Below are 18,448 nucleotides of genomic sequence, written 5' to 3'. Positions count from 1 at the left end.
TTGAATATTAGTTAAAATAAAATTATGATGTGTAAGGTAAAAAAAGTGTCTCCATTATGGGGATTTTTGTTGTCGTTCCCATTGTGGACGGTGTCATGTGTGGATAACAAGTATGATCTTGACAAAGACATAGACATGACAATAAATGTAGGAGGGGAATATCTCACAATTCCTGCCGGTAGTACAGATACGACTTTCTTGAGCAAGATTATTGAAGTAGAAGAAGGGGATATGCTTCAGCCGGATGTAACTACTCATGTGTATCATCTGACGAAAAAAGATGATATTAGTGTGGAACCAACCGTAGTAGCACAAGTAACGATTAATGGTGCTGAAACAAGTTTAGAAAAAGGTCTTGCTGAATTTTCTATTGGGGATGAAGTTGAAGCAACTGTAGATGTTGAGTTGGATGAATCCAATAGCTTGGAAGCTGTTGCTGATGACATAGATGAGGCTTTAAAAGAATTAGGAGCTCTTGAGGCACAGACTCCAGCCACTATGACTGTAACCTTTGAGTTTGATGGAGGTTTGAAATTTGATGAAGTGAAGGCAAAAAACTTGAAGGTTAAGTTCCCGGATTTCCTTGTGTTTGAGAAGGGAGAAGTTGAAGAAGGTAATACTTTGACTTTGAATGAAACATTATCAACAACACCTCGAAAACTCAACGTAATTGGTTATAGATTTGGAGATAAGCCAGGCGAGGGAATACCTGTTGTAGATGGAAATATATCTATTAAAAAGGAGGTTTTCATGCAAGGGGTGGTTCAGGTTGTGAATGCAAGTGGTTCTGGTGAATTAAAGATGACTATGTATGTGACTTTGGATGAAATGACTGTAAATTCTGTAACTGGTGTTATTCAGCCAAATATTGAAGCGGAAACAACAAAAATAGAATTGAACGACCTTCCCGATTTCTTGAAAGACGAGGATACTCGTTTGGATATTACTAATCCGGTAATCTTACTGAAAGCTGATAATCCTTTGGAGACGGATGTGGAAATCGATGCTGTACTTACTCCGAAGAAGAATAATGTCAATATTGAAGGGCATGAAGTAAAAATAGGAACTGGATATGGTCAGAATAAGGTAGCATTGATACCAGGTACAAATATCATTGCTCTTTCTCGTACAGGAGAGTGTTCTATTGAAGGAGTTACAGAGAATATAAAAGTGGAAGATATAAATAATTTGCTTGAAACTATTCCTGATGATATTGATGTGAATCTGCAGCCGATTGTTCGAAATGAAAATTATTATAATGCGGAATTAGGAAAAGAGTATGATTTGCCGGCAAGTTATGAGGTAGATGTACCGTTAAGTTTCGAACAAGGTTTGAATATCGTATACAATGATTCTGTACAAGATTTGAACAAAGACTTGAACGATTTGGATAAAGTAAGTCTGAAAAATGCCAAGATTATGTTGTCGGTAGACAATGCCATTCCTTTGAAATTGCAACTGAAAGCTGAAAATGTGCAGATTAAGGATGTGTATGGCAATGAACTGACAGCTGTGAAGAAGACAATGGAAGAAGATAAGCAATATGTGACAGAAAGTACAGATGGAGAAAAACCTGCAACAAGTGAACTGGTTTTAAGCCTGACTTCGGATGATACTGCATTCTTGTCGAAAATAGATCGGATTTGTTTTAAAATAACAGCTGTACCGGGAAGTGCTACTGGTGTGCCTTTGAAGGATACGCAATGGCTGAAGGTGACAAGTGTCAAACTGTCTGTGCCAGGTGGAGTGAATGTGGATTTGAATTAATAATGAACGAGAAAAAATGAAACAAATGAAGAAAAATATATTGTGTACGGTACTGTCCGGATTGGCTGTTTTGGGGTTTGTGGGTGAAGCTGTAGCGCAACCTCAGATTAATCGTTCTGCTTATTTTTTGGGAGGTGCTACTTATCGTCATGAATTGAACCCTGCATTTATGGGAGAAAGAGGATATGTTAGTATGCCCGGACTAGGAAACTTGTCGGTAGGAGCTCAAGGAACTGCAGGTGTAGGTGATTTCTTGTTTGTGAAGTCTAATGGCGATTTAATGACTTTCATGCACGAGGAAGTGAGCAGAAAAGACTTCTTAAATGGTTTGCCTAACCGACTGAAAATGGGATTTAATGTGAATGAAAATATCCTGTCTACCGGGTTTTATGCTTGGGGAGGTTTTAATACGATAGGACTTTCTATTAAAAGCAATACAAACTTGTCGGCTCCCGACCAGCTGTTTAAGTTTATGAAAAACGGGGTCGATGCTCCGGAGGGAACTCGTTACACAGTAAACGATTTGAGCATCCTTTCTACTAATTATGCTGAATTGGCATTGGGGCATGCTCGTCAGATAAACGACCAGTGGACGGTTGGTGCAAAAATGAAATTTTTGGTAGGTCTTGCCAAGGCTACCGTGAAGATTGACCGACTGGACATTGAGGCTACGCCGGATGCTTGGAAAATTACTCCGTCGGGTGCACAGGCTTTCTTTCAGGTAAAGGGTTGATTGTTCCTACTCGTGGAGAAACTGGTAATTACGATGATAGTGATTATGAACTGGATGCCAATGGTAACCGTACTGATAAACTGAAACCTGGGTCTGAACAGTTGATTTCGTATGATGACGTGGATTTTGATGACAAGAATATCGGTCCCACAGGATTTGGTATGGCATTTGATTTTGGTGCAACTTATCGCCTGAACGATGAGTGGACATTCTCTGCTGCTGTGCTTGATTTAGGATTTATCTGCTGGAAGAATACAGTGAAAGCTTCTATGAATAATAGTTTTGAATTTAATGGTTTTAATGAAATTCCCATAAAATCAGATTTGGGAGATAACGATCCGAATTCAATAGATAATCAGGCAGACCGTATTGTGGATGATTTGGAACAGATGGCTAAATTTACAAAGGATGGAGAGGGACTGAAGCGTACTACAGCTTTGGCGGCTACCTTGAATCTTGGTGCGGAATATACATTGCCTGCTTATGACCGCTTGAAGTTTGGTTTCTTGTCTTCTTCTCGTTTCCAGGGACGTCATTCCTGGACAGAAGCACGTGTTTCAGCGAATGTATCTCCTTTAACTTGGTTCGAAGCTTCAGTGAACTATGCTCTTTCTAACTTTGGTTCTACAGGAGGTTTGATGTTGAATTTTCACCCAAGAGGTTTCAACTTCTTTGTGGCTGCTGATGTGCCATTGTGTAAATACACTCCAAAATATTATGCACCACTTAACCGATTCTCTGCCAACATTAATTTGGGAATCAATTTTACTTTCGGTCCGAAGTATAAGACAAAACACCGTTGCGTAGAAGTTCAGTCATTGTAATTTAAATAAAGAATAGATATGAGAAAATTAGCATATATATTGTCGTTTGTCATGTTGCCGCTGGCTGCCATGGCGGGTGATATAAAGTATACACGTCCTGTATTAACGTTGAAAAATGATACGTTGACCGTTGAATTTTCCATGAGTGTGGAAGAAGTACGTGTAAATAGTGAGCAGACATATGCCTTTACTCCTGTATTGCGTGAAGGTAAAAACTATTATGCCATGCCTCCGGTAGTGGTAACTGGAAAGAATGGTGATTACAAGATGCGCCGTCAAGAGCGTAAGGTGGCTCGTCGTTTCGGGTTTGACAATCCTTATACAGTGATTCACGGACGTCAGGAAAACCGGGAAGACGTAGTACGTTATCAGGCTTCTATTCCTTATCAGGCATGGATGGATCATGCTTCCATGATTCTGTTGCAAGAAGGAAAAGAATGTTGTGAGGTCGATTTGCTGGATATTACGGTGATTGAGCCGGATGTAGCAGTAGAAACTCCGGCATTGCCCACCGAGTTTGAGGTGTGTGATCCATGTAAAGAAATGGTTTCTTTCCTGACACCGAAAGAAGAACCGCTGAAAGTACGTTCAGAGCAAAGTACTCTGTTTATTGAGTTTCCGGTAGGCAAGACGGTTTTTGATGCGGATTACAAGAATAACCGTAGTGAATTGCAGAAACTGAAAGAGATTCTGGATCCGTTGGAAGATGGAGACTTGGTTACATTTAAGTCGATCAATGTATGTGGATACTCTTCGCCGGATGGCTCGGTTCGTACCAATGACCGTGTAGCTAAGCAACGTGCGGAATCGTTTGCGCTGAACCTGAAAGGTGGATATAATTTCCCGCAGGAAGTGCTGCATGTGACTTCTGCAGGGGAAGATTGGGAGACTTTGGTGAAAATGCTGGAAGAAGATAAACCTGCTTATGCGGAAAAGGCTTTGGCTGTAATCCAGAAGTATGAAAATCTGGATGTACGTGAAGCTAGACTGAAATCTACACTGGGGATGACTACTTATCGTACGATGATGAACCAGTATTATCCTCGTCTGCGTCGTTTGAGCGTGTCGGTAGATTACGAAGTGAGAGAGGTTTTGAACTCTGAAGCAGCCCGCCTGATTTATACCAATCCGAAATTGTTGAGTTTGCAGGAAATGTATCGTGTGGCAGCTATGTATCAGCCTGGAACAAAGGAATATAAAGAAGTGTATGAAATTGCGGCTAACACCTATCCGGAAGATGTAACGGCTAATGTGAATGCAGCTTCAGCCAACATTATTAGTGGTGACTTTAAGAAGGCAGCTTCTTATATGGATAAGGTGAAAGATGATTCGCGTGCTTTCAATAACTTGGGTGTATTGGCTTGGTTGTCTGGAAATACGGAAGCAGCTAAAGAATGGTTCCAGAAAGCTGCAAGCGTAGAACCTGAAAAGGCAAATGCAAACTTGGAAAAAATGGTTCCTTATGAAAATGCCGTTCAGAAATAACGAGTATTGAGATAGGATACTGAATAAAATAACGCCTGTGCGCATGGAGAATACTTCAAAGCGCACAGGCGTTTTTATGGTGTGAAGAGGGTTATCCAAATAATTCCCGGAAGGCTTCTTCTACTTTTCTTACAGGGATGAGCTCGATTTTTATTTTCTTTCGGTCAATGCCAGACAGGTTGTGCTTGGGAATCAGCATTCGTTGGAATCCGAGCTTTTCGGCCTCACTGATACGTTGTTCGATACGGTTGACCGGACGAATTTCTCCGCTCAGGCCTACTTCTCCTGCCATACATACGCCTGCTTCAATTTCTGCATCCATGTTGCTGGAAAGAATGGCACTGATAACTGCCAAATCTATGGCGGGGTCGTTGACTTTCAACCCTCCGGCAATGTTCAGGAACACGTCTTTTTGAGCCAGCTTGAATCCGACACGTTTTTCAAGTACAGCCAGCAGCATGTTCATACGGCGCAGGTCGAATCCGGTGGCGGAACGCTGTGGCATCCCGTAAGCAGCTGTGCTGACCAATGCCTGTACTTCTATCAGGAAGGGGCGTACACCTTCCACGGCACCGGCGATGGCGACACCGCTCATGCCTTCGTGGTCTTGGGTAAGCAACAGTTCGGAAGGGTTGCTCACCTGCCGTAGTCCGTCTTGTCTCATTTCGTAGATTCCCAGTTCTGCCGTACTGCCGAATCGATTCTTGATGCTGCGCAAGATGCGGTACATGTAGTGCTGGTCTCCTTCGAATTGCAATACGGTATCGACGATGTGTTCCAATACCTTCGGTCCGGCGATGCTTCCTTCCTTGTTGATATGTCCGATGAGGATAACCGGTGTGCCGGTTTCTTTGGCAAACTTTAAAAGGGAAGCAGTACATTCTCTTACCTGCACGATGCTGCCGGGAGAAGAATCAATATTTTCGGTAGAAATCGTCTGAATGGAGTCTATAATGACCAAATCGGGAGCTGCATTCTTTATATGGGTAAAAATCTGTTCCAACGAAGTCTCACAGGCTATCAGCAGATTGTCATTTTCCGGGTGCGGAATGCGGACGGCCCGAAGTTTGAGCTGGCGGGCACTTTCTTCACCGGATACGTAGAGAATTCTTTTGTGGGTAAGCCGCAACACCGTCTGGAGTATCAGAGTCGATTTTCCGATGCCCGGTTCTCCTCCAATCAGGGTGAGTGAACCTTGCACCAGTCCCCCTCCCAATACACGGTTCAGCTCTTCGTCGAGCATGTCTATGCGTTGCTCTTCATTCGATTCTATTTCGGTCAGACGTTGAGGTTTGGACCGCACGGACTCGATGCCGTGAGCCACGTGCTTGGCTACAGGAGCTTCCTTGCGTACCACTTCTTCCACAAATGTATTCCATTGTCCGCAGGAGGGGCATTTCCCAGCCCATTTAGGAGATTCTTGTCCGCAGTTTGTGCAGACATAGACCGTTTTTTCTTTTGCCATATTTGTTACACTAATTCTTTACAAAGGTACGAAATCTTATGCTTATTCTCTATACTGGCAAAAAAATATCATTTATTTATTTGTTTGTAGAAAAATGTTGCTATATTTGCCAACGGAAAAACAATAATCTATGACTGTACACTGTCTTCATATCATCTTGTTGAACGGGCATGGGTATATGCCTTTCATTACATCTACCACAGGGATGACCCCTAGGGGGTGAGGATAGTATGTTTGGTGTTTCTACGTGATACACGTCTGCGGATGCAGACTTTTCAATTATTTTATTCAATCAAGATTTATTTTAATTCATTGTTTCCGTTTGTGCCGTAGTGTAAGGCCTTACGGAGATATACCGAGACCATTGGGTTTCGGACTAAAAATTAATGATAACCTATGAAAGTATTGAAATTCGGCGGAACATCCGTAGGTTCTGTCAATAGCATGTTAAGTGTCAAGCGTATAGTAGAGGGTATAGATGACAAAGTAATTGTAGTCGTTTCCGCATTAGGGGGGATTACCGATAAGTTGATTTGTACTTCGAAAATGGCCGCTTCGGGCGATGACGCTTATGAGAAGGAAATGAAGGAAATCGTGAACCGTCACATTGAAATGGTGTACACAGTGATTCCGGCAGGGCGGGGAAGAGAGTTGCTTCTGGATCTGGTGAACGAACTGCTGAGCGAATTGAAGGATATTTTTCAGGGTATTTATTTGATTCGTGACCTTTCTCCGAAAACTTCTGCTACGATTGTGAGCTATGGTGAACGTCTTTCTTCCATCATTGTGGCTACTCTTATTGAGGGAGCAGTGTGGTTCGATTCCCGTACTTTCATTAAAACCGAAAAGAAACATAATAAGCATATTCTTGATTCAGAGCTAACGAACCGACTGGTGCGTGAGACTTTCAGTGAAATACCGAAGGTTTCTCTGGTGCCGGGATTTATTTCTACCGATAAGAATACGGGAGAAGTAACCAACTTGGGCAGAGGCGGATCTGATTATACAGCGTCTATTATTGCGGCAGCTTTGGATGCGGATATTCTGGAAATCTGGACGGACGTGGATGGCTTCATGACAGCTGACCCGCGTGTCATCAGCACGGCTTATCCTATTACGGAGTTGAGTTATGTAGAGGCGATGGAGCTGTGTAACTTTGGTGCGAAAGTGGTGTATCCGCCTACGATTTATCCGGTGTGCCATAAGAATATTCCGATTCTGATAAAGAATACGTTCAATCCGGAAGCTCCGGGTACCATTGTGAAGCAGGAAGCCGACCATTCTTCGAAACCTATCAAGGGTATTTCGTCTATTAATGATACTTGTTTGATTACCATGACCGGTTTGGGCATGGTGGGTGTCATTGGCGTGAACCATCGTATCTTCAAGACGTTGGCCGAAAATGGCATCAGTGTCTTTTTGGTTTCGCAGGCTTCTTCTGAGAACTCAACCTCTATCGGTGTGAGAAATGAGGATGCGGAACTGGCATGTGAGGTGCTGAATGAGGAGTTTGCCAAAGAAATTGAAATGGGTGAAATCTCACCGATGAAAGCGGAAGGCGGTCTGGCCACCGTGGCGATTGTGGGTGAGAACATGAAGCATACTCCCGGTATTGCCGGAAAATTGTTTGGTACGCTCGGACGTAACGGTATCAATGTCATTGCTTGTGCGCAGGGTGCTTCTGAGACAAATATTTCTTTCGTCGTAGAAGGTGCTTCTTTGCGTAAGACACTGAATGTGATTCATGATTCATTCTTCTTGTCAGAATATCAGGTGTTGAACCTGTTTATCTGTGGTACGGGAACAGTGGGTGCCAGTTTGATTGAACAGATTCATGGCCAGCAGGAAAAACTGAAACAGGAGCGCGGGTTGAAACTGCATGTGGTGGGTATTGCCAACGGCCATAAAGCCTTGTTTACGCGTGCTGGAATTGATTTGGAACATTTCAGAGAAGAATTGGATGAAAAAGGCATTCCTTCTTGTCCTCAGACTCTTCGTGATGAGATTGTGGGAATGAATATCTTCAATTCGGTGTTTGTAGATTGTACTGCCAGTCCCGATATTGCGGCACTGTATAAAGATTTGCTGAGTCACAATGTCTCGGTGGTAGCCGCAAACAAGATTGCCGCTTCTTCTGAATATGATATTTATGCGGAACTGAAAAGAATTGCTCGTCAGCGTGGAGTGAAGTATTTGTTTGAGACGAACGTAGGAGCCGGTTTGCCGGTAATCAATACCATCAATGACCTGATAAACAGTGGTGACAAGATTCTGAAGATTGAAGCGGTGGTGAGCGGTACGTTGAATTATATTTTCAACCGTATCAGTGCGACAACTCCTTTGAGTGAAACCATCCGTCAGGCGAAGGAAGAAGGTTATTCAGAACCAGACCCTAGAATTGACCTGAGCGGAAAGGATGTAATCCGGAAGCTGGTGATTCTGGCTCGTGAGGCGGGTTACCGTTTAAATCAGGAAGATGTGGAAGCAGACTTGTTTATTCCTGACAGCTATTTTGAAGGTACATTGGATGATTTCTGGAGAAAGATTCCACAATTAGATAAAGAATTTGAAGAACGTCGCAAGAGACTGGAAAGCGAGGACAAGCGCTGGCGTTTTGTGGCAAGCCTGGAAGATGGACACGGCAAGGTGTCTTTGCAGGAAGTAGACCGCAATCATCCGTTCTATAACCTGGCTGGCAGCAACAATATTATCTTGCTGACCACAGAGCGCTACAATGAATATCCGATGCTGATTCAGGGATACGGTGCCGGTGCAAGTGTGACTGCTGCCGGTGTATTTGCGGATATAATGAGTATTGCCAATATTTAAACCAAACAAAAATGAAACATGTAATTATCTTAGGTGACGGTATGGCCGACTGGGCTGTACCTTCCTTAGGCGACAAAACTTTACTGCAGTATGCACATACGCCATATATGGATAAACTGGCAAGTATGGGGCGTACGGGCGTATTGAAGACGGTGGCCGACGGCTTCCATCCTGGAAGTGAAGTGGCCAATATGTCTGTGATGGGCTATGATTTACCTAAGGTGTATGAAGGGCGTGGAGTGCTGGAAGCTGCCAGTATTGGTGTAGACCTTCAGGATGGGGACATGGCCATGCGTTGTAACATTGTCTGTGTGGAAGGAGAAACGCTGAAAAATCATTCTGCCGGACATATTTCTACGGAGGAGGCCGATGAACTGATTCGCTTTTTGGATGAAAAATTGGGTTCCGACCGCATTCATTTTTACACAGGAGTGCAATATCGTCATTTATTGGTGATTAAGGGAGGAGATAAACGATTGGCTTGTGTACCTCCGCATGACATCCCTTTGCAGCCTTTCCGTCCTAATCTGGTGAAGGCACTCTGTCCTGAGGCACAAGAAACAGCCGATTTGTTGAATGCACTGATTTTGAAATCACAAGAGTTGCTGGCTACGCATCCTGTCAACTTGAAACGAGTGGCGGAAGGGAAAGACCCGGCCAATAGTATCTGGCCTTGGAGTCCGGGATACCGTCCGCAGATGGAACCTTTGTCAGAGAAATATCCGTCCATCCGAAAAGGAGCCGTGATTACGGCTGTCGATTTGATTCGGGGTATCGGCTGTTATGCAGGTTTGCGCTGTATTGACGTGGAAGGGGCTACCGGATTGTATAACACCAACTATGAAGGGAAGGCTCAGGCTGCCATTGAAGCGTTGAAAACAGATGATTTTGTGTATCTGCATGTAGAAGCCAGCGATGAGGCGGGGCACGAAGGAGATGTTCCGTTGAAACTGAAAACCATTGAATACCTGGACAGCCGTATTGTCGGCCCGGTCTATGAAGCGGTAAAACAATGGGACGAGCCTGTGGCCATTGCGGTATTGCCCGATCATCCTACTCCTTGTGAGTTGAGAACGCATACCAATGAACCGATTCCCTTCCTGATATATTATCCGGGTATTGAGCCGGATGCCGTGCAGACTTATGATGAAATCAGCTGCAAGGAAGGAGGATATGGACTGATGGAGAAAGATGAGTTTATGAACCTATTTATGAATATTCAGTAACAGATAGCAATATGAAGTATTACAGTACAAACGGAAAAGCATTAGACGCGACATTGGAAGAAGCTGTGGTAAGAGGACTGGCTTCAGATAAGGGTTTATATATGCCCCGTCAGATTAAACCCTTGCCACAATCGTTCTATGACGAGATTGAGACACTTTCTTTTCCAGAAATAGCTTATAAAGTAGCAGATGCTTTTTTTGGAGAAGATGTACCGGCCGAAACATTAAAACAGATTGTGTATGACACATTGAACTTTGATGTACCGGCAGTAAAAGTAAAAGACAATATTTATTCTTTGGAGCTGTTTCACGGACCCACATTGGCTTTTAAAGATGTAGGTGGTCGTTTTATGGCTCGTCTGTTGGGATACTTTATCCGTAAGGAAGGAAAGAAGCAGGTCAATGTGCTGGTGGCTACATCCGGAGATACGGGAAGTGCGGTGGCAAATGGTTTCTTGGGAGTGGAAGGCATTCATGTGTATGTGCTTTACCCGAAAGGAAAGGTCAGTGAAATTCAGGAAAAACAATTCACGACCTTAGGACGTAACATCACAGCGGTTGAAGTGGACGGTACGTTCGATGACTGCCAGGCTTTGGTGAAGAATGCGTTCATGGATAAAGAATTGAACGAGCACATGCAGCTGACATCTGCCAACTCTATCAATGTGGCTCGTTTCCTGCCGCAGGCCTTTTATTATTTCTATGCCTATGCACAGATGAAAAAAATCGGTAAGGCCGATAACCTGGTAGTTTGCGTACCGAGCGGTAACTTCGGAAATATTACAGCCGGATTGTTTGGCAAGCGTATGGGGCTTCCGATTAAGCGTTTTATAGCAGCCAATAATCGTAACGATATATTCTATCAATACCTGAAAACAGGAGAGTATTGTCCGCGTCCGTCGGTGGCTACTATTGCCAATGCCATGGATGTAGGCGACCCCAGTAACTTTGCCCGGGTACTGGATTTGTACGAGGGTAGTCACGATGCCATTGCTTCTGAAATCAGCGGTGAAACCTATACCGATGAACAGATACGTGAAACGGTGCAGAAGGTTTATGAAGAAACTGGTTATCTGCTCGATCCTCACGGTGCATGCGGATACCGTGCGTTGGCAGAAGAACTGAAAGAAGGAGAAGTCGGTTTGTTCCTTGAAACAGCTCATCCGGCAAAATTCCTGCAAACGGTGGAAAGTATCATTGGAGTGGAAGTAAAAATACCGGAAAAACTTCAGGCATTCATGAAAGGTACCAAACAGAGTGTACCGATGTCGAAAGACTTTGCGGCATTTAAAGCTTACTTAATGCAATGTTAAAATATAAAAATTAAAAGGTGCTTTCTTAAATTGCTATTCATATAGTAGATATTCCTCGCGTAAGGAATGGTAAGCTTTTAAATCTGTCTCCCATGTCTGACGTATTTCGGACTCCGTTTTTCCCTGAAGTATGTCCTTTCGTACCTGTGAGGTACCCATTAGCTGGTCAAACCACTGGGGACGGCTAAAGAAACGCTTTTCAGCATCCGAATACAGTTTCTGATAAAGCCGATAAAACTGCAGGAGGTATTTTAGGGAAAAGCCTTGAGGAAACTCTTTCTCTGTACGCAGGTCAAGGCCAAAGCAGGTCTGATTCTGATGAAGCGGATGTTTGTCGAACCCTTTTAAAGAGCGTGGGATAAACTGAAACTGGAATAAATCCTTTAGTGCCGGGGAACCGATGACTTGGAAAGGATAGGTGGTACCTCTTCCGATGCTTACGGAAGTACCTTCAAAAGGGCAGAGTGAAGGGTAGAGCGCAATGGCAAGATCGTTGGGCAAATTGGGAGAAGGTTTTACCGGAAGAGAGTAAGGCTGACCGTGTTTCCATCCTTCCACTCGGATTACTTGCAAACGACATTGCAGACCTTTACCTAACCATCCTTCTCCATTAATCATTCCGGCCATTTCGCCTAAGGTACATCCGTGAAGCAGGGGAATGGGAAGCATGCCCACAAAACTTTTGTATGCTTTTTCCCGTATCGGACCGTCTACATAGTCACATGGATTGGGGCGATCCAGCACAATCAGCTCTTTTTGGTTCTCGGCACAAGCCTGCATTACGTAGTAAAGGGTACTGATATAAGTATAGAAGCGGGCTCCTACATCTTGTATGTCGAATACCACTACATCCGTGCCTGTTAGCTGTGAAGGTAGCGGTTTCTTGTTTTTCCCATAAAGTGAAAGGATGGGCACCCCCGTGCGGGTATCTTTCCCGTTTTGAATGTATTCTCCGGCATCTGCATCCCCTCGAAATCCATGCTCAGGAGCAAATACACGCACGATTTTTATTTGACTGGCCAGAGTGTCCAGCAGGTGTGTTTTCCCACAAAGAGAAGTATGGTTTACTACTAGAGAAACCCGTTTTCCTTCAAGCAGGGGAAACAGTTTTTCCAGCTGGTCGGCTCCGTTGCGTACGGTGGCATGTCCTTGAAAAGCTATAAAATAGCCTATACATACACCCAAAATGTATTTCAAAAAGATTCTTTTCGTGTAACTCATGGAATTTTTGTAGATTTGTGATACTTTTTACAAATATAGCCACATTTATTTATGAATCCACTTGCATTGATTGACAAATATTATCCGGAAGATAATGAGTTAAAACATATTTTGTTGGTACACAGCCGTTCGGTAGCAGATAAAGCCTTGGAAATGGCACGTAAGCATCCGGAACTGAATCTGGATTTGACTTTTATAGAAGAGGCAGCCATGCTTCATGATATTGGTATTTTTATGACGGATGCAGATGGTATTTTCTGTTTTGGAAAGTATCCTTATATTTGTCATGGGTATTTAGGTTCAGAACTGGTAGCTCGCGAAGGTTATCCACGTCATGCGCTGGTGTGTGAGCGTCATACAGGTGCCGGACTTTCTCTTAAGGCGATTATGGAACGTGACCTTCCGGTACCTCACCGTGAAATGATTCCTGTCAGCCTGGAAGAACAGATTATCTGCTTTGCCGACAAGTTTTATTCAAAGACTAAATTAGATAAAGAAAAGAGTGTGGAGAAGGCCCGAAAGAGTATTGAAAAGCATGGGGAAGAGGGCTTGACACGCTTTGATGCTTGGTGTAAACTCTTTTTGTAGAACTAAAAATACATTAAAAAGGAAAGGGTTGACGTTTATTTGTAGGATAATGCTTACTTTTGCACCGCATATTGCGTAAAAAGACGGTGATGACATCATTTAGAAGAACTACATATTTACTGCTATCTCTGTTTGTTTTTGGCTTTTTCTGCTCATTTTATGCCGAAGCACAGCGTGTGAGGGGAAAGCGTATGCGGGGAGGAGAAAAGACCGACTCCCTTCATCGGGATTCTGTGGCGCTTGATTCGCTGGGAATGGACTCTCTGGCCGTGGATACCACAAAGAAAAAAGAACCCCTGGATGCGCCGGTCATTTATGAGGCAAGCGATTCTATTGTCTTTACAAAGGATGGATATGCGCACCTTTATGGGGAAGGTAAGGTGAATTACCAGAACATTGAACTGACTTCTGCGGTAATTACCATGAATATGGATAGTAGTACTGTCTTTGCTAAGGGGGTAGCCGATACGACAGGAGTGGAAACGGGTACGCCGATTTTCAAGGATGGAGAGACTCCGTATGAGTCTAAAATTATGCGCTATAACTTCAAGACGAAGAAAGGTTTCATCAATAACATTGTCACACAGCAGGGTGAAGGATATGTCACCAGTGAGGAGGGAAAGAAAGGAGCAGATGATGAGATTTACATGCGTCATGGTAAATATACAACTTGTGACAATCATGAACATCCTCATTTTTACTTGCGGCTTTCTATGGCAAAGGTCCGTCCCAAGAAGAATGTAGTATTTGGTCCGGCCCAGCTTGTGGTAGAGGATGTGCCTTTACCTATTGCCGTACCTTTTGGCTTCTTCCCGTTTAATAGCAGCTATTCTTCCGGTTTCATTATGCCGACGTATGGTGATGAAATGAACCGTGGTTTCTATTTGCGTGATGGTGGTTATTATTTTGCCATCAGCGACCAGATGGACTTGAAGGTGTTGGGAGAAATCTTTACGAAGGGTTCATGGGGATTATCGGCTGCATCTAACTATAACAAGCGTTATAAATTCAGTGGCTCCTTCAATGCCAGCTATCTGGTGACAAAGACGGGTGAGAAGAATATGCCCGACTATTCTGTGTCGAAAGACTTCCGTATCCAGTGGAGTCATCGTCAGGATGCCAAGGCTAACCCGAACAGCTCGTTCTCTGCCAGTGTGAACTTTGCTACCAGTAGTTATGACCGTTCTAGTTTGAGTAGTTTGTATAATCCGCAACAGTATTCTCAGAATACCAAGGCTTCCAGTGTGAGCTATTCGCGGAACTTCCCGGAAATTGGATTGAATATTTCAAGTACATTCAATATCACACAGAATACGCGTGACTCTTCTTTGAGTATGACGTTGCCCGACGTAAATATCTCATTGAACCGTATTTATCCGTTCAAACGTAAAAAATCGGTAGGAGATGAACGTTGGTATGAAAAGATTTCATTGCAATATACCGGAAGTATCACCAACTCCATCAGTACAAAGGATAATCTGTTGTTTAAGACACCTTTGACACAGTGGGAGAATGGTATGCAGCACAAGATTCCGGTTTCGGCTACTTTCAACTTGTTCAAGTACATCAACATCGTTCCTTCGTTCAATTATACGGAGCGCTGGTATTTGCGGAAAGTAAAGCAGAGTTATGACCCGAGTCCTGCTTCTACTGACCATGTGAAGCGGGATACCATCAACGGGTTCAACCGTTTGTATGATTATAACTTGTCTTTACAGATGAATACCAAGTTATATGGTATGTACAAGCCTTTGTTCATGAAGAGTAAGGAACTTCAGATTCGTCATGTCTTTACCCCTACTGTTAGCTATACCTATACGCCAGACTTTGGAAAATCACGTTACGGCTATTATGATACCTATACTTATACGGATGAGGATGGTGAAGTGCGTACCGTAGAATATTCTCCTTATGAAGGAGCAGTGTATGGTTATCCGGGAAAAGGTATGTCACAGAACATTAGCTTCTCGGTAGATAATAACATTGAAATGAAGATGAAGTCGGATAAGGATACCACTGGTTATAAGAAAATAAGTTTGATTGACCAGTTGGGAGCTTCTCTTTCTTACGACGTAGCCAACAAGCGGTGGAGTGACTTGAGTATGAATCTTCGCTTGAAGTTGACCAAGAGTTATACGTTTAATATGAATGCCTCATTCGCTACGTATGCCTATGAGTTTGATGAGAATGGTAATGTAGTGGTGGGTGACCGTACAGAATGGTCTTATGGACGTTTTGGACGTTTTCAGGGGTACAGTGGTTCATTCTCTTATACCTTGAACAATGATACTTTCAAGAAACTCTTCGGAAAGAAAGAAGAGGATGAAAAGAACAAGGACAATAAAGGGAAGGAAGAAAATGAAGACGAGGAGACAGATGAAGAAACGGAAGAACAGAATAACAACTCCAACATGCGAAAGACAGAGAAAGCTTCTGTCGATTCAGATGGTTACCTGGCTTTCAAACTTCCGTGGAGTGTCAGCTTGAGTTATAGCTACAGTATTCGTGAAGACCGTTCGAAGGACATTAACATCAAGACCATGCGTTATCCGTATTCATTGACGCATTCATTGAATGTATCGGGTAACTTCAAGATTGGTAGCCGTTGGAATATGACCTATTCTACCGGATACGACTTTACCTCCAAGGAGATGTCTATGACAACCTTGAACATTACCCGTGACTTGCACTGCTTTAATATGAGTTGTGGATTGGTGTTCGGTCCGTTTACTTCTTATAACTTCTCTATCCGTGCCAATTCCAGTATGCTGACCGATGCCCTGAAGTGGGATCAGCGAAGCAATACGGGTAGTGCAGTTACCTGGTATTAATCCTTTAGGAATTCTTCGGCCCGGGCCAACGTGTCCGGTTTGCCGATGTCAATCAGTTGCAAGTCTTCTTTGATGTATCCTCCGAACTGGAGTTGCCGGCAGGTGTGCAGATAAAAATCCATGATGGGAAATTTACCGTTCCATGTCTCTTCCTCCATGTGGTGAAACAGCTCTGGTGAAATTACATGGATGCCGCTGAATGCATATTCACGGTATTGGCCTGGTTCGTACACAAACCCTTCTGGCTTGGTTTGCAGGGTGTCCTTGTGAATCCAGCCCTGCAGGCGGTTGTCTGTATCGAACAATAGGTAGCGTGAGGTTTTGCGTGGGCTGACCAGCAGTGTGGCCAGATTCTGACTTTTCCGATGAAAATCATATACCTCTTTCAAGTTGGCATTCGACAGGATGTCCACATTGTGTACCAAGAACGGTTCCGTTCCTGTAAAGAAGGTTGCCGCTTTTTTGATACCGCCCCCTGTGTCGAGTAACTTGTCACGCTCGTCGCTGATATGAATCGTCAGTCCGAAATTCTGGTTGGCTTTCAGAAAATCGATAATCTGTTCTCCGAAATGGTGAATGTTGATGACCAGTTCGGTAAATCCCGCTTCTTTTAGTTTGAGAATTACATGTTCCAGCATGGGACGTCCGGCCACCGGTACTAAGGCTTTAGGCATGTGGTCGGTCAGCGGTTTGAGCCGGGTACCCAGTCCGGCAGCAAATATCATGGCTTTCATTTGGCTTTCAGTAATTGGTCTATTTGTTGTTCCCGATGAATCAGGTGTACATTAATTTTAAATTTTTCATGCAAGTGCATCGCTGTGTGCTGGGCAGAGTATACGGAGCGATGCTGTCCTCCGGTGCATCCGAAGCAAATCATCAGGTGCGAGAATCCACGTTCCAGGAAACGCTGCACGTGGGCATCCACCAGAGCGTCAGTATGGCGAAGGAACTCTGTAATTTCTCCGTCCTTTTCTAAAAATTCTATGACCGGTGTGTCCAGTCCTGTAAGTGATTTGTACTGTTCGTAGCGTCCGGGGTTGTGTACGGCGCGGCAGTCAAACACGTATCCTCCACCATTTCCGCTTTCGTCTGCCGGAATACCTTTCCGGTAAGAGAAACTCATCACCGTGACCGTCAGGTTACGGCGGTTGCGTGCAGCGGCAAACTGTTTCAGTTCTGTCATGCGCTGCAATACCTCGCAGAGATAAGGATATTCCGGAAAACCCTCCTGCAATAACTGGCGCAGATTTTCAATGGCAAAAGGAATGCTCTCAATGAAATGAGCCTTTTTCTCGAAGTAGCCGCGGAAGCCGTAAGCTCCCAGTACTTGTAGCGTGCGGAACAATACGACATGACGCAGACGGGACAGGAACACTTCCTTTTCTATCTGTTTGTAGGGACGCAGGACTGTCAGGTATTCGTCAATCAATTCCTGGCGCAGGCTATCCGGATAGTTGGCCTTGGCTTGCCAGAGGAAAGAAGCCACATCGTAATACAGCGGTCCTTTCCGTCCTCCCTGGAAATCAATCAGGTAAGGCTCTCCGTCCTTCACCATGATGTTACGGCTCTGGAAGTCGCGATACATGAATACCGGTTGGGTTTCCATGCTCTCTATCAGTGTCTGGCAAAGGGCTTCGAAATCGTCTTCTAACAAATCCTCTCTGAATTCTACTCCTGTAGCTTTCAGAAAACAATATTTAAAGTAGTTCAAGTCCCACAGAATGCTTCTGTGATTGAACTCTACCGCCGGATAGCATTTCCCGAAATCCAGTCCTTGTGCTCCTTCAAACTGTATGCGGGGCAGTAACCGGATGACTTTCTTCAGCAAGTCCTTTTCCGTTGAGTCAAACTCTCCGGTTTCTCTTCTGTGTGCGATAAGCTGGAACAGAGAATCTGTTCCTAAATCATCCTGCAGGTAACAGAGTCCGTCGTGGGAAACGGCATGCACCACCGGTACCGGAAGATGCTGTGCCTGAAAATGATGCGACAGGTAGATGAAGGCCTCGTTTTCTTCGCGTGAAGTACCGCATACCCCGATAAGCGTCGGAGTACCCTTCAGGCGGTAGTAGCTTCTGTTGGAGCCGGCTCCCGGCAATGCTTCCACGCTTTCCGGAGCATGGCCGGTGAACTGGCTGTATAGGGTTTCAAGAATTTGAGTCATGTGTC

General features: G+C 44.1%; 13 protein-coding genes. 9 read left to right on the top strand and 4 right to left on the bottom strand.

Annotated features, from left to right (window positions below):
- Positions 1 to 24 precede the first annotated feature (24 nt).
- The 4 genes from BACPLE_RS13255 to BACPLE_RS13240 are packed head-to-tail and all read left to right on the top strand — an operon-like array spanning position 25 to position 4,809.
- Positions 25 to 1,767, top strand: a complete 1,743-nt coding sequence (locus BACPLE_RS13255; protein ID WP_007562830.1) for a hypothetical protein — start codon at positions 25 to 27, stop codon at positions 1,765 to 1,767.
- Between the two features lie 25 nt (positions 1,768 to 1,792).
- Positions 1,793 to 2,500: a DUF5723 family protein gene (locus BACPLE_RS19745; RefSeq protein WP_235777937.1), complete on the top strand. Its 708-nt coding sequence runs from the start codon at positions 1,793 to 1,795 to the stop codon at positions 2,498 to 2,500.
- Positions 2,497 to 3,324: a DUF5723 family protein gene (locus BACPLE_RS19740; protein ID WP_007562826.1), complete on the top strand. Its 828-nt coding sequence runs from the start codon at positions 2,497 to 2,499 to the stop codon at positions 3,322 to 3,324. The genes BACPLE_RS19745 and BACPLE_RS19740 overlap by 4 nt, the downstream gene beginning before the upstream one ends.
- An 18-nt stretch (positions 3,325 to 3,342) precedes the next feature.
- A complete protein-coding gene (locus BACPLE_RS13240; protein ID WP_007562824.1) occupies positions 3,343 to 4,809 on the top strand; it encodes a DUF3868 domain-containing protein in 1,467 nt (488 codons plus the stop codon).
- 91 nt (positions 4,810 to 4,900) lie between these two features.
- Here BACPLE_RS13240 and radA read toward each other — a convergent pair whose 3' ends face one another.
- On the bottom strand, positions 4,901 to 6,274 hold the full coding sequence (gene radA, locus BACPLE_RS13235; RefSeq protein ID WP_007562822.1) for a DNA repair protein RadA: 1,374 nt from the start codon (positions 6,272 to 6,274) through the stop codon (positions 4,901 to 4,903).
- 396 nt (positions 6,275 to 6,670) lie between these two features.
- Here radA and thrA point away from each other — a divergent pair, with 396 nt between their 5' ends.
- The 3 genes from thrA to thrC are packed head-to-tail and all read left to right on the top strand — an operon-like array spanning position 6,671 to position 11,642.
- The gene (gene thrA, locus BACPLE_RS13230; RefSeq protein WP_007562821.1) at positions 6,671 to 9,103 is read left to right on the top strand and encodes a bifunctional aspartate kinase/homoserine dehydrogenase I; all 2,433 of its coding nucleotides are present in this window, start codon (positions 6,671 to 6,673) and stop codon (positions 9,101 to 9,103) included.
- Positions 9,104 to 9,114: 11 nt separating this feature from the next.
- Positions 9,115 to 10,329: a cofactor-independent phosphoglycerate mutase gene (locus BACPLE_RS13225; RefSeq protein WP_007562819.1), complete on the top strand. Its 1,215-nt coding sequence runs from the start codon at positions 9,115 to 9,117 to the stop codon at positions 10,327 to 10,329.
- Between the two features lie 11 nt (positions 10,330 to 10,340).
- On the top strand, positions 10,341 to 11,642 hold the full coding sequence (thrC, locus tag BACPLE_RS13220) for a threonine synthase (RefSeq protein WP_007562816.1): 1,302 nt from the start codon (positions 10,341 to 10,343) through the stop codon (positions 11,640 to 11,642).
- A 33-nt stretch (positions 11,643 to 11,675) separates the two neighbouring features.
- Here thrC and BACPLE_RS13215 read toward each other — a convergent pair whose 3' ends face one another.
- Complete coding sequence (locus tag BACPLE_RS13215) at positions 11,676 to 12,863, bottom strand: exo-beta-N-acetylmuramidase NamZ family protein (RefSeq protein ID WP_007562814.1); 1,188 nt, start codon at positions 12,861 to 12,863, stop codon at positions 11,676 to 11,678.
- 51 nt (positions 12,864 to 12,914) lie between these two features.
- Here BACPLE_RS13215 and BACPLE_RS13210 point away from each other — a divergent pair, with 51 nt between their 5' ends.
- A complete protein-coding gene (locus tag BACPLE_RS13210) occupies positions 12,915 to 13,451 on the top strand; it encodes an HD domain-containing protein (RefSeq protein ID WP_007562811.1) in 537 nt (178 codons plus the stop codon).
- A 191-nt stretch (positions 13,452 to 13,642) separates the two neighbouring features.
- Positions 13,643 to 16,282 carry a putative LPS assembly protein LptD gene (locus BACPLE_RS13205; protein WP_007562809.1) on the top strand — a complete coding sequence of 880 codons (2,640 nt, stop codon included), beginning with the start codon at positions 13,643 to 13,645 and terminating at the stop codon, positions 16,280 to 16,282.
- Here the strand turns inward: BACPLE_RS13205 and BACPLE_RS13200 are convergent.
- Positions 16,279 to 17,016, bottom strand: coding sequence for a nucleotidyltransferase family protein (locus BACPLE_RS13200; protein WP_007562807.1), 738 nt, complete (start codon positions 17,014 to 17,016; stop codon positions 16,279 to 16,281). The genes BACPLE_RS13205 and BACPLE_RS13200 overlap by 4 nt on opposite strands.
- A complete protein-coding gene (locus BACPLE_RS13195; protein WP_007562805.1) occupies positions 17,013 to 18,443 on the bottom strand; it encodes a RapZ C-terminal domain-containing protein in 1,431 nt (476 codons plus the stop codon). Before BACPLE_RS13195 ends, BACPLE_RS13200 begins: the two co-directional genes overlap by 4 nt.
- Positions 18,444 to 18,448: the final 5 nt, after the last annotated feature.

Origin of the sequence: Phocaeicola plebeius DSM 17135 (assembly GCF_000187895.1) — a bacterium.
GTDB classification, from domain to species: domain Bacteria; phylum Bacteroidota; class Bacteroidia; order Bacteroidales; family Bacteroidaceae; genus Phocaeicola; species Phocaeicola plebeius.
Note: the sequence above shows the minus strand (reverse complement) of the source record. Positions and strands in the feature narration are given on the sequence as shown.